At 42.9% G+C, this 12,496-nt stretch carries 15 protein-coding genes and 1 tRNA gene; 2 read left to right on the top strand and 14 right to left on the bottom strand.

The features are described 5' to 3' along the window. Positions 1-228: 228 nt before the first annotated feature. Positions 229-675: a hypothetical protein gene (locus tag ACMXYU_RS05405; protein ID WP_415900551.1), complete on the bottom strand. Its 447-nt coding sequence runs from the start codon at positions 673-675 to the stop codon at positions 229-231. Between the two features lie 51 nt (positions 676-726). Here ACMXYU_RS05405 and ACMXYU_RS05400 point away from each other — a divergent pair, with 51 nt between their 5' ends. After that, positions 727-1,008, top strand: coding sequence for a hypothetical protein (locus ACMXYU_RS05400; protein ID WP_415900550.1), 282 nt, complete (start codon positions 727-729; stop codon positions 1,006-1,008). Positions 1,009-1,023: 15 nt separating this feature from the next. Here ACMXYU_RS05400 and ACMXYU_RS05395 read toward each other — a convergent pair whose 3' ends face one another. From ACMXYU_RS05395 to ACMXYU_RS05345, 11 genes are all read right to left on the bottom strand, one after another. Then, a complete protein-coding gene (locus ACMXYU_RS05395; protein WP_415900549.1) occupies positions 1,024-1,836 on the bottom strand; it encodes a hypothetical protein in 813 nt (270 codons plus the stop codon). A 24-nt stretch (positions 1,837-1,860) separates the two neighbouring features. Beyond that, positions 1,861-2,442: a hypothetical protein gene (locus ACMXYU_RS05390; protein WP_415900547.1), complete on the bottom strand. Its 582-nt coding sequence runs from the start codon at positions 2,440-2,442 to the stop codon at positions 1,861-1,863. Positions 2,443-2,509: 67 nt separating this feature from the next. Continuing rightward, on the bottom strand, positions 2,510-3,499 hold the full coding sequence (locus ACMXYU_RS05385) for a helix-turn-helix transcriptional regulator (protein ID WP_415900546.1): 990 nt from the start codon (positions 3,497-3,499) through the stop codon (positions 2,510-2,512). Between the two features lie 35 nt (positions 3,500-3,534). Beyond that, positions 3,535-3,966, bottom strand: a complete 432-nt coding sequence (locus tag ACMXYU_RS05380; RefSeq protein ID WP_415900545.1) for a hypothetical protein — start codon at positions 3,964-3,966, stop codon at positions 3,535-3,537. A 183-nt stretch (positions 3,967-4,149) separates the two neighbouring features. Continuing rightward, complete coding sequence (locus ACMXYU_RS05375; protein WP_415900544.1) at positions 4,150-4,422, bottom strand: hypothetical protein; 273 nt, start codon at positions 4,420-4,422, stop codon at positions 4,150-4,152. A gap of 28 nt (positions 4,423-4,450) precedes the next feature. Next, on the bottom strand, positions 4,451-4,984 hold the full coding sequence (locus ACMXYU_RS05370) for a hypothetical protein (RefSeq protein ID WP_415900543.1): 534 nt from the start codon (positions 4,982-4,984) through the stop codon (positions 4,451-4,453). Between the two features lie 31 nt (positions 4,985-5,015). Then, entirely contained in the window at positions 5,016-5,696 is a 681-nt protein-coding gene (locus ACMXYU_RS05365; protein WP_415900542.1) for an inovirus-type Gp2 protein, read from the bottom strand. Positions 5,697-5,879: 183 nt separating this feature from the next. Next, a complete protein-coding gene (locus ACMXYU_RS05360) occupies positions 5,880-6,086 on the bottom strand; it encodes a helix-turn-helix transcriptional regulator (protein WP_415900541.1) in 207 nt (68 codons plus the stop codon). 93 nt (positions 6,087-6,179) lie between these two features. Then, on the bottom strand, positions 6,180-6,683 hold the full coding sequence (locus ACMXYU_RS05355; protein ID WP_415900540.1) for a hypothetical protein: 504 nt from the start codon (positions 6,681-6,683) through the stop codon (positions 6,180-6,182). A gap of 260 nt (positions 6,684-6,943) precedes the next feature. After that, positions 6,944-8,149: an integrase domain-containing protein gene (locus ACMXYU_RS05350; RefSeq protein WP_415900539.1), complete on the bottom strand. Its 1,206-nt coding sequence runs from the start codon at positions 8,147-8,149 to the stop codon at positions 6,944-6,946. A 162-nt stretch (positions 8,150-8,311) separates the two neighbouring features. Further along, positions 8,312-8,399, bottom strand: a tRNA-Ser gene (locus ACMXYU_RS05345). Positions 8,400-8,618: 219 nt separating this feature from the next. Here ACMXYU_RS05345 and ACMXYU_RS05340 point away from each other — a divergent pair. After that, complete coding sequence (locus ACMXYU_RS05340; protein ID WP_415900538.1) at positions 8,619-9,866, top strand: GGDEF domain-containing protein; 1,248 nt, start codon at positions 8,619-8,621, stop codon at positions 9,864-9,866. Positions 9,867-9,934: 68 nt separating this feature from the next. Here the strand turns inward: ACMXYU_RS05340 and ftsZ are convergent, their stop codons facing one another. Together ftsZ and ftsA are read right to left on the bottom strand one after the other, a co-directional pair. Then, positions 9,935-11,155 (bottom strand): cell division protein FtsZ, encoded by a 1,221-nt coding sequence (gene ftsZ, locus ACMXYU_RS05335; protein ID WP_415888695.1) that lies wholly within the window; start codon positions 11,153-11,155, stop codon positions 9,935-9,937. Between the two features lie 81 nt (positions 11,156-11,236). After that, complete coding sequence (gene ftsA / locus ACMXYU_RS05330) at positions 11,237-12,478, bottom strand: cell division protein FtsA (protein ID WP_415881770.1); 1,242 nt, start codon at positions 12,476-12,478, stop codon at positions 11,237-11,239. Between the last annotated feature and the right edge of the window lie 18 nt (positions 12,479-12,496).

The raw sequence follows: 12,496 nt of genomic DNA, 5'->3' as shown, positions 1-12,496 counted from the left end.
GCTTATACCCTTTTAGGAATGTTGACCTTAATTCTCCTCCCCTTAGCACTCCTTTATATCTTATGGGGGATTTACAAAGATGGCCCATCCATACTTACGGCAAGAAATACTTCATAGTCAAAGTTGATGATTCCGGGATCTCTGAATGGGAATCACACAACGATGACTACTGGGAACAGGTTTATAGCTATTTCACTGACAAATCATTAGAAAATTAGCTGGAAAATTTTACTTCACCACAAAGCTCAAATCTTTGTTCCTCAGATCCCGGATCTCACTCTTACTGAGACTTTCCTTGCCTTTAACATCTGCCGGATCTACAAACATTACGAATGTACGTTTATCTTTGGTATTCCATCCGTAAGCAACGTAGTCTTTATCGACAAGATACGTTTGTGATTCTTCTATATAGGGGCCAGTAGCAAATGTGCCATTAGGGTCAACGCAGTTCGACGCAACAACGTGAATCAAACCTAGCTCTGACTCGAGTACTACCTGATCTTTATGACCCTCAGAGTTAGTGCGATTTCTCACTAGATTCACATCAATACCCTGCTTTTTTAATTGCTCCATTACCAATAAAGCTAGACTGTCTTTTCTCTTTGGTACTGTATCACCAACAATCATTGCTCTCTCCATATCCGATGCGACAAGAACTGTCTCCTGCCGATGCATACTAATGACTTAATATAAAAACCAAAACATCCCCTCATTCAGGAGATTAACATGTTACATTCAGTCCTGAGTCAAGACCGTTCCTGTATGTACTTAGTTCCTTCATCAAATTGGGGCGGGAAAGTTTACACCGTTTATGATGATCATCAGTACCGCTTACAGCTAAGTAAACTCGTCGACGCAACCTGTTCAAGATATCAAGGAGCTATATCTATCGATATTGGAAAAGACTCACTTTTACTAGAATGCGATGAATGGCAGGATTTCTTCCAGCACTATGGAATATTAGCAATCTACATGGACCTAGGTTTAGAGCCAAAGAACATCATATAAATGATTTACTGTCGGTTAGCTTTTATAATTGGGCAAAGGCCCACTTTGCTTAGAAACTATCAGTTCAGAAAATTTATCATCAGCATCAGTAAACCTTTCCTCTAAGGAATAAAGGCATATAATTTGGAGCTCATCACTATTCAGTTTGTCATTCGTATAACACGTGGATGCCATAAACCCTACATCCAGATTTACTGATAACTTCTCTGTAATCAGAGACACCTCACCAGGATTGAATACATGCGCTACAGCTGTCACGAACAAACGTTTCACATCATCTAGACGGGATAACTCTTTTGTTAGTAAGTTGAGTGAATCATCAATCCTGTGCTCGCCCACACAACTGAAACTTATCTCCTTTACTTCACCTGCTCCCTGCAATAACTCTCTAATGTGACAAAAATCAATTCCGGGAATACACCTGCGCAGAAGTATGTCAGAGATCATCTGCCCAAAATAAGAATCTGCATAGCTCCCGCTGGAATGAACATAGAAGGAATCAAATCTTTGTCCGAGGATTTTCAACTGAGCAGGATGAGCATTCTCCTCTATAGAGGAACCTTGAATCTCACATAAATAAAGCCCTGAGAAAGAATCACATCCTTCGGTATGATGATCTGTGATGTACTCCTTTACTTGTGTTTCATTACCAATGACACAACGGGCTAACTCATCCACATCGTTCCAATCACGCGGTACATCTACCGTCCTTACAAGCAGTTCACTCCCTCCCCGCATCTCATGTTTATGAACCGTACTAATGAGCTCTCTTTGAGTGTTCAGGTTGATGATTGTGATACCAAAAGGATTCTGCTTTTCATTAAACATCCGCATAGAAAAAACTGTTAACCCTTAAGTGAGTATATTTAACGAATAACCACCGTTATATTCAAAAAATAGCTCACCACTAGAGCTACTATCAGGTGAAGAATTGCTTATTAGCTCTGCCTCATCCCAGAAATTGATAGCTGCCTTCAGCTCTTCAATATGATTCTGGAACACCCCTGATTCAAGGATCTGCTGAACTTCAGAAGCGCCTAATCCTGGCACCCAAAGCAACCCTTCGGTACCTTTATCTTCTAGTGGGAGTGATGGCCACTCTCTACCAAGAATGTTAAGCAGTAACTTGGGTAGCTGTCTTACATCCCTGTGCTCCTTTGCATCAGCTACTACTCTATGCTGTGCAACCTTTCTCTCTCCGTGCCACTCCAGAGTACACACCACCGGATCATTCGCTACTGACGACTCACTGGCTTGCTTAGGGCAGGGGCTAGCATAGGCAGCATGCCGTCTTGAAGGGTATTCACTAGGCTTTGCCCATTCCCATAGGTTATCAACTACATATGGGACATTACTTGGTAGACGTTTGGTCGGATATGGGTAGTAAACTTTTCCTGCTTTATAGTCCGATCTGTCAATTGCACGGTATAACATCTTTACTTATTCCTTAAGTCGCTTCCAACGCTACTGAGTAGCGATACCTGGAGTCCTAACAATAAATTCATTTATACATTTGAGACTGTTTGCGGACAGTTGCTGCGATTTCATCACGAAGCGCTATAGGCTCTACAATCTCCATATCACCAGTCAAGCTCAGTATCCACCGGCGAAGTTGCATCGTATCTTTAACTTCAGCCTTCAGCGAATACCATTCATCCCCTTTAGTAATCTCTTGCGAATCCGACAATGGAGATTCTAATAAGTATTCGCCCTGCACTGGGGACAACTTTGCAACCAGCTTAATTTCGTCATTTAGAACGATGTCTTGATCTGAGCTTCTGACAAACTCAGCTACCTTAAAGTCAGAATCAATTACTGCGGTTTCATCTAATACTTCTGCCTGACATATGCGATGAAGAGGTATCTGCCTAACATCCTCATAATCCCAGAAAGTGCACACAAGATAGATAATCGGCTCTCTTACTAGCACAGCCAACGGATTAACCACCGCAGTTCTACTCTCAGAGCTCCCAAGTGAATGGTATGTTAGGTTTATTTTCCTCTCTTCTAGCAGGGCCAGATAGACAGCATAATAAACCTCTTCAGAGATAACAGGGGGCAGTGTTGGTTGTACTCTTTGAGAGATAAAAACCTTTTCTGCCCAGTTAGCGAGTGAATTATCAGATAGCTCTAAAAGTGTGTCATCCGCAGTTTTGAAGTAAGGTGATAGATAGCTCACTGATGATTGTGGCAAAAGTGATTGGGAAAAACGCTCCACCAGCTGGAAAGTCATAGCAATATGTGGAGGCATATGAAAAGGATTGAATGACTCAGCCCCTTTCATCCAATACCAGCCAAGGTGACTGGAAATCTCATCAGAGGCTATCGGGAAAAACCTTGAAAGCTTCTGTAAATCACGTTGGATCGTCCTTACAGATACTTCAAACCCTGAAGAGGATAATTTTTCCTGTAACGTAGCTGTATTTGTTTTCCCGGGCCAATGTGGTAAACAGCGAAGCATCTCAAGCTGCCGCACCAATGTATCTGACATACTAATCCCTTAGAGCGGTAAACCGGTCATTTACGTTAGAACGTTTCCGCCCATCTCTCCCAAAAACCAGGTTCATCATGGTGCCTATTAGCTAGAGCTTTCTCATAACTTGTGGCCATAAAAATTACACCCGGTAGTCGCATAGACCCATCGGGTTTTTCAAGATAACGCTCAAGTTTCAAATAAATTGGGTCTGTGCGATCAAATGGTATGTCAACGTATAGCTGACCATCATAAGATCGCATACAAGACTCATCAGCATGATAACCGCATGGTTCATAAGAGATATTGTTTTCTGTCAACCACTCAATAACCTTTACTCTTTGAAGGTTATGTTCGTAATAGAGATCAGCTGGTTTCAAATACTTTATGCCTTCCTCTACTTCGTATGAACCAAAGAAAACCCATAGGACATCTCTTTTTTTAGACCTTGAAATTGCATCTATATGCTGGATAAGTCTTGGCATATTAATTACCTTATTCTTCAGGTTAGTTTTGCATCATAGATTTACCAGAAACAATTATCCCTTATTAAAGCGACAAAAATTGTCGCATCAATTCCGAATGCCTGTTAATTCAAAAAACTATATTAATCAAAGCAGTTAGTATGGTAGCCATTGGCAATAAGCATCTATCCCCTCTCCCCGAAACTATGATCTAAAGGAAGATCCAATTCGGTTACGTATGCTGCAAAGCAACTTAGTCAGTAACGAGTCTGGAATGATATTGCTCTCTTTTGGCACTGCAAATTTGATAAAGCAAGTACCATGCGCACTGACGATAGGATCATCTGATGCAACTTGAGGAAGTTCTAACTCTACTTCAACGCCTAGATTTTGATGTTCAAAGTTCTTTTCGGTCTCACTAACAGTATCATTCAGCGCTTCCAAATATTCTGCTACTGACTTCCCATTAATAATCATCCCAACTAAATTCCCTTTAAAGTTAAAGCTATTTGCTCAGTTGTAAGTAAACTTTATGCAGCTCAGCAAACGTTCGCCAGTGCATACCCTTAGGTTTAACTCTAATATCGCCCCTTTTTTCAAAGAGGCGCTGCTCCAGCTTATTAAGCTTACTATAACGACGCTGACTAGATGTCATTCGTTGCGATCGGTAGCCAACCCCGTGGCACGCCCTACATAAAAACTGATGCCCCATTGAATAGATAAACGCACAACGCTTATTGCAGTCAGGGCATATAAACCACATTCTGTAACCGCCAAAATTACAGTGGGTCTTATCAATGTCGATAAATTGGGGCTCAAAGAGCCCCAGTTTTCTGGAAGAGATCGATAAACTAGCCAGTGTAGAAGTAAAACGCACCGATAACCATGGATGTTGCTTATCTCCCCAAGTCAAAGCACCTGACATAGGCTTTTCAAAAATACCCATATCTTTTAGGTCCTTAATCGCCAAACGCGGGTAATCCTCCAAACACGGTTTCGTCCCTAGACGATACCATTTACCTCGGCCCGAACCAGTCATCTAATCTCTCTTATACGAAATCATTAGCAAATTAATGTAAAAGCCATTTAGCTTTTAAGCGGCTGGTTGAATAATCGTTCACAGGTCCTTTACGCTTGCCTTTAGTTCGCACTTTGGCCATATAGGCCATGCGCTCAAAAGCTGCGCGAGCAACCACTTCGTCTCCTCGTTGAATCTTATAGATGTGATTATCAGGCTTATAAGTGACCGGATGGCCCAAACGAGTCCAAAGTTCATCAACTATAGCCGAGATTGTATGCGATGACTTGAACAGATTACCGTTAATCATAAGGGCGAGATGATAATGCTGCTTGTTACTCAGGTTTTGCTCCCGACACCAAACATAGCCCAATCGAACATGCCCATATTTGCGCTTTAATCGCTGATTGAGCGCTCGCATAAACTTGGATAGATCCTCATTAGCTTCTGTGTATTTAGACACATGAAGATCATAACGGATGACATGAACTTTAGAATGATAGCTAAGCATCGCCTCAAGCTGTTGAGACGAACGTTCTAGAATTTCATGATAATAAGACTCTCCCTTTTTCCAAGGGATGATGCGGTAGGTATTGTTAAGGATGCGGTAATCACCGCTATTAATAATAGATTTCATTGTTACTCCGTCATGCTTCACAGCATTACTTAAGATTAAGCTTGGCAACTTTTTGCCAATAACTACATCATGCTTGTTACTAATAATTAACTTCATACTTCTCCATTATGCTTCGCAGCATTAATTGAAGATCAATTCAGTAATCCTCTGTTGAGGATTACAATAATATTAATAACCGAGTGTTTTTGTTTATACTAATAACACTCTAGGGGCTTGTAACATTAGTGCTGTAGCCAGCTTTGGCATACAAAAACTGCTGATACAATTTCGGAACCACTGTTAGTGGATATTATTTCCTGTCTCCTCAATCAATTTACGAATATCTTCTACCTTCCAAGCGGTCGTGCGTGGACCAAGACGCACAGGGGAAGGCAAGCGCCCTTCTTTTACGCCAGCCCACCAACGACTTTTAGAAATGGGATAAACCTCCAGGATTTGCGACAAACGCACAAACCCTACTGAAGGAAACGGATCATTTTCTTGCATCGATAATGCTCCTTTATGGGACTAATAGAGACCTTATTGTCCCAACAGGGTAAGAAAATGCTATTAGAGTCATTGGATTTTATGAGACAAAAACTAATCCAATTTTTTCCGCTCCAACCGCTCTATCCAAAGGTTTCGATACCTGATAAGGGTTTCAGGCTTTATATTAGGACGGTCGACTTCTGAAAATGAATCTAGAAACTCAACCGCAATAGCGTAGTCTTTGTCACGTGGCAAACATTCATCACGTGCTAATTCATATTCATAGAACATCTGACCGTATATTTCCCGAACAGACATACCATTATCGCGCTCTTCAATCTCATACTTATCTTTATTGGGAATGCGCCCAACCGCAATAGGTACGGCAATAGCCGGATGAATAGCAACTCCCTGCTTCAAGCAATGAGAAATGTATTCTTCAGGGAGCTTGAAACGAGACTTAATCAATTGCATTTCACGCAGAGCATCAGACCCAGAAGCTTTTATCGCAGGGTGTAACCAGGCTTTTTCATGCTCATGACAAAGATCAGGGTATGCTCGCTTAGCATCGCGATAAGCAGCTTCGAAGAAATCGTAAAAGAAGATGTTAGACATAGCGTCAGACTCCCATATTACACAAATGGATGGTCTGGCCTATTACAAGAATCCGTCTATTTTAATATGCCAATTTTGAAACTTGGTTAACCAAGTTAGGCATACAATACTCACGAACAAAATAAAATATAACCCTTCAAAAACAGATTGTTATGCATAGCCTAATACATCACGGTGATGCATTTCCTATATGTATCACCATGAAACAGTTAAAAATTGCATTATGATGAAACAGTGGATTCAAACGGAGTAAAGAAAAACTATAAACTATCAGATTGAGCTTTGGTGATTAGATCAGACCACCATTGCATCATCTCTCTTCGACGGTCTATATAATTGGCTTTGTTATAAGTGGCTCGCACTTGGTTCTTATCAGTATGAGCTAATGCCGCTTCAACAAGATCAGGGTCAAAACCTTGTTCATTCAATGCGGTACTCGCAATCGAGCGCATGCCGTGAGCGGTTAATCGATCCTTGAACCCCATCCTCTTCAAAGCAACATTGGCGGTAGAGGCGTTTACTGGTTTCTTTGCAGAAATATCACTTGGAAATAAGTAAGGGCTATTCGCACTATAGAGTTTTAATTTTTCCAGAATAGAAATCGTTTGTCGGGTTAATGGAACAACATGCTCCTTACGTTTCTTCATCCGCTCTGCAGGAATAACCCAAATACCTTTATCAAGGTCGATCTCTTCCCATCTAGCACCAGCTGCCTCACCCGGCCTTGTCATAGTATGTAATTGCCAACGAATAAGATGCCGAGTAATCACTCGAATGTTAGCATCGGCAACTTGTGACATGAGCAAAGGTAATTCATCAGGTTTGAGCGTAGGATTATTCGTTACAGATGGGGATTCAAAGGCGTGCTTAATCCCTGCAAGTGGATTTGCCTGAATTAGACCGGTATTTGTTGCGAAAGTCATTACCTGATTCAGACGCGAACAAATACGCTTTGTCATTTCTAATTTGCCAGATCCAGCCAACGGCTTGAGCACATCAATTACTGATGGCGCTGTTATTTCTGCAACAGGGTAGCTACCAAGCTTGGGAAGGACATGGTTATGTAAAGAATTAATTATGTCTTCTGCATAATCCGGACTTATTGTCGCCCTCTTTATCTCGAACCAAGATTCCACTACAGCAGCAAGCGTATTTACTTGCTTAAAAACCTGCTCCTGACGATCTGTATCCCGCTTCTGCTTAGGGTCGACGCCATCAGCAATAAGAGCACGAGCCTCAAAGCGCTTTTTACGAGCAGCAGCAATCGAAACTTCAGGGTAAGTGCCAAATGAAATATTTGCTCGTTTCTTAGTGTAAGGGCGGGTGTAATTGAAGATCCAGATTTTAGAGCCGTTTGGCTTTACTCTAAGAGCAAGGCCATCACCGTCTGCAAGGTTATATTCTTTTACAGAAGGCTTAGCATTCTTAACCTGTGTATTTGTAAGAGGTAATGTTTTTCTGGCCATGATGTAACACTGAGAGAAAGAGATGAACCGATGTTACATTCAGTGTTACTTAAAATTTGGGATGTTACAACACTTTATGGGACTACATGATATCAAAAAAGCCTGTAAGCCATTTAATATCAGCATGTTACGGGACAATAAAATCTCTATAAAACATAGAGATGGCGGTCAGGGAGGGATTCGAACCCTCGATACGTTTCCGTATACACACTTTCCAGGCGTGCTCCTTCGGCCACTCGGACACCTGACCATCCTGCAATTAGTGGAGCTGATATGCTCAACACCAACGCGGCGCGAATTGTATCACAGCACTGACTGACCGCAAGCGGTTTGGTTAAAAAAGACCAACAATTTCAGTAATTCATACTACAAATATCAAAGGATCAATAAATAGCCTAGTTTTATTGGTTGTACACTGAACAACTGTGAGTAAACTAAACGCTCAAAAATAAAAAATTATAAATATAAAATGCGGCCTATAACTGACCTTAAAAGCACACTATTCAACTCCCTCTATCGAGCTGCTTTGATTAGCTGCTTATTTGCAGCCATGATCGTATTTGCATTGATCTTTCTTTCTATCGAAAAGGATCTTCGGCAAGAGGGTCAATATCTTGGACAGTTAGTATTTAAAGATCTGCGCCAAGCGATGAATCAGGGCACCAGCTATGAGGAAGTTAATCAGCTCATGGATTCAATGAATGAGGATGCACCCGATATCACCTATAGCATGTACCGCGGGGCAGCTGTTCAGCAGCAGTTTGGTGGTGATCGAGCAATCACCGAAAAGATAAGCCAGCTGTTAGGCAGCAAACAGGATGCAACTCAGATCGAATCGCTGGATCAGATTCATTATTACCATGCTTTCAGATTCAAACAGGAGTGCTTAGCCTGTCATACCGAAGCACACCAAGGTGAGATAGCTGGCGTGTTGGACGTGACCTTTCCCGCACACAGAGTCCGCCTTCCTGTAAGCGAAGTTCTGATGGGTTTATTCTTAGTCTTCTCTATTACCGTTATCTCTTCCTACCTCTTTCTCTCTCGCGATCTTTTTGCCCATATAGTTAAACCTTTAAAACGCCTAGAAAGAAAGCTTAAAGAAACTGAAGGTCACCACAACCTTAATGAAAAGTTGGCGCTCGACTCAGAGCTAGAAGAGATCAATAGCATTGAGCACTCTTTTAACTCGCAACAAGCGTTATTACAGACTGCATTTCAGCAAGTAGAAGAGCTATCTATCTACGATAAGTTAACGGGAACTTACAGCCGTCATCAGTTAGAGCGATTACTCGATGAAGAGAGATCTAGAGCTGATCGGCAGAATCGGCCTTTAACCATCAGCATGATTGATATGAATGGTTTTAAGCAGATCAATGACGTATTTGGTCATCATGCTGGCGATTGCATTCTGATTCACTTCTGCCAGATTCTATCCGAAAACCTGCGCACGACAGACAAGGTCATTCGGTATGGAGGTGATGAATTCATCATCCTGTTACCAGACAGTTCGCAGGATGTAGCAAGTGAGCTTATTCAACGTATAGAAGAGATCGCACACAACAGCCCTTATCACTATAAAGGCCAAGGCATCATTGCGAAGTTTAGCTATGGCAGCGTGGAATACCCAGGCGAGTCCGATGCTGATGAAGCAAAAGATCTATTACAGATTGCAGATGAAAGAATGTATTCCGACAAACAACGCAGAAAACAGAAATAGCAGAGATAAAAAAGGCCCGGTTATAGAAAACCGGGCCAAGTAATACCTGGAAGGTATAAGATGTTTAATTAGTCAGCTTGACGACGTAGGAATGCAGGAATGTCTAAGAATTCCATGTCGTCAGTACCAGTCTTTTGCATAACTGGCTGTTCAGATTCTACTTCGCGATGAATCTCTACTGGTTGAGCACGTTCTTTTGGCTGGGAATCTCGAGCAGTACGCATGACAGCTGGCAACTCTAGCTGATCGAAATCAGACGCAGCGCCCGCAGCTGTTGCAACAGCAGATGCACGACCAGTGCCTGTGTTAACAACTTCTACATGCTGCTGTTCAGCTCGCCCCAAGCCTGTTGCAACCACTGTTACTGTAAGCTCGTCAGTAAGCTCAGGATCAATAACAGTACCTACAACGATAGTGGCGTTCTCGGAAGCATACTCTTCAACGATGTTACCCACTTCCGAGAACTCGCCTAAGCTCAGATCAAGACCAGCGGTGATATTTACCAAAATACCACTCGCCCCCTTCAGGTCTACGTCTTCTAGCAAAGGACTATTAATCGCAGCTTCCGTCGCTTCAGTCGCACGGTCTTCGCCACGGCCACTACCGCTACCCATCATCGCCATGCCCATTTCAGACATAACGGTGCGCACATCTGCAAAGTCGACGTTGATCATACCCGGACGGATAATCAGATCAGCGATACCTTGCACCGCGCCTTTCAATACATCGTTACATGTATTGAAAGCATTAATCAGACTGGTGTTTTTACCCAGTACTGGAAGTAACTTTTCATTCGGAATGATGATCAAAGAATCAACATTCTCTTTCAGTTCCTGTATACCTTCGTCCGCAATTTTAAGGCGTTTACGACCTTCAAATGAAAACGGCTTAGTTACTACAGCAACTGTTAAAATACCTAGGCTACGCGCAACTTCAGCTACGATTGGCGCTGCACCAGTACCTGTACCACCGCCCATACCAGCCGTGATAAATACCATGTCCGCACCATCTAGCATTTCAGCTAAACGCTCACGATCTTCAAGTGCAGCCTGACGGCCAACTTCTGGGTTTGCACCCGCACCAAGACCTTTAGTTAGTTCGCCACCGATCTGGATAACTGTTTTAGAATGCATGTTATCCAAAGCTTGGGCGTCTGTGTTTGCACAGATAAACTCAACACCATCTACTGCAGAGCTAACCATGTGCTGAACAGCGTTACCGCCGCCACCGCCGACACCTACAACTTTAATTACGGCGCTTTGAGGAATGCTATCCGCTAACTCAAACATACCGATCTCCTTCCAGATTATGCGCTTTTATAATTGAACAGCGCTTAGTTATTTTCTATTCCGATTAGCCTTTGACTGGGATCAGAAATTGCCCTGAAACCACGTCTTCATCTTGCTGAGTACGCTTGCTTGTTCGACCAGTTCGATCTCTGCAACCTCAGGTTGAGCAGGCTCGCCGCCCTGATCTTCATGCGCGTACTGCAGTAACCCGATACTTGTTGCAAAAATTGGGTTACCTAAAATATCTTCCATTCCACGAACACCATGCGGTGATGCCAAGCGAACCGGCATGTGGAAAATTTCCTCTGCTAACTCAACCGCACCTTCCATTTTGGAAGTACCACCAGTTAACACAATGCCCGCCGCAACCAGATCTTCAAAACCGCTGCGACGCAACTCTGCTTGTACTAGATTGAAAAGTTCTTCATAACGCGGCTCAACAACTTCAGCGAGCGCCTGACGCGACAATGTGCGCGCAGGACGATCACCAACACCAGGTACCATGATCGTTTCATCAGGGCCTGCTAGCTGCGCTAGAGCACAAGCATATTTAATCTTTATCTCTTCCGCGTGCTGCATAGGTGTGCGTAAAGCCATCGCGATGTCATTAGTCACCTGGTCACCCGCAATAGGGATCACAGCGGTATGACGAATCGCACCACCTGTAAAGATCGAAATATCAGAAGTACCACCACCGATATCGACCATACAAACGCCGAGTTCTTTTTCATCTTCAGTCAAAACAGAGTAACTGGATGCAACTTGCTCCAGCACTAAGTTATCAACCTCTAAACCGCAACGGCGTACACACTTCTCGATATTCTGCGCGGCATTCACCGAACCTGTAACTAGGTGAACTTTGGCTTCTAAACGTACGCCCGACATGCCTAGTGGTTCACGAATACCTTCGGAATTATCGATTTCATATTCTTGCGGCAAGATATGCAGAATCTTCTGATCAGCTGGAATCGCAACTGCACGGGCAGCATCGATTACGCGATCAAGATCATAATCTGTTACTTCACGGTCACGAACAGCGACAATACCGTGAGAGTTAAGGCTATTAATATGACTACCGGCGATACCTGCTGTTACAGAGTGAACTTTACACCCTGCCATCAACTCAGCTTCTTCTACTGCACGCTGGATAGAACTCACTGTTGATTCAATATTCACGACCACGCCCTTCTTCAGGCCGCGAGACGGATGTGAACCAATACCAACAATATCGATTGAGCCGTCGATATTGATCTCTCCCACAAGGCAAACCACCTTGGAAGTCCCAATATCTAGCGCAACGATCATATTAGAGTGAGCAGTCATATATTCAGTGCCAACAAT

It is taken from the genome of Neptuniibacter sp. QD48_11, from assembly GCF_047778095.1.
In the GTDB taxonomy this organism is placed as follows: domain Bacteria; phylum Pseudomonadota; class Gammaproteobacteria; order Pseudomonadales; family Balneatricaceae; genus Neptuniibacter.
Note: the sequence above shows the minus strand (reverse complement) of the source record. Positions and strands in the feature narration are given on the sequence as shown.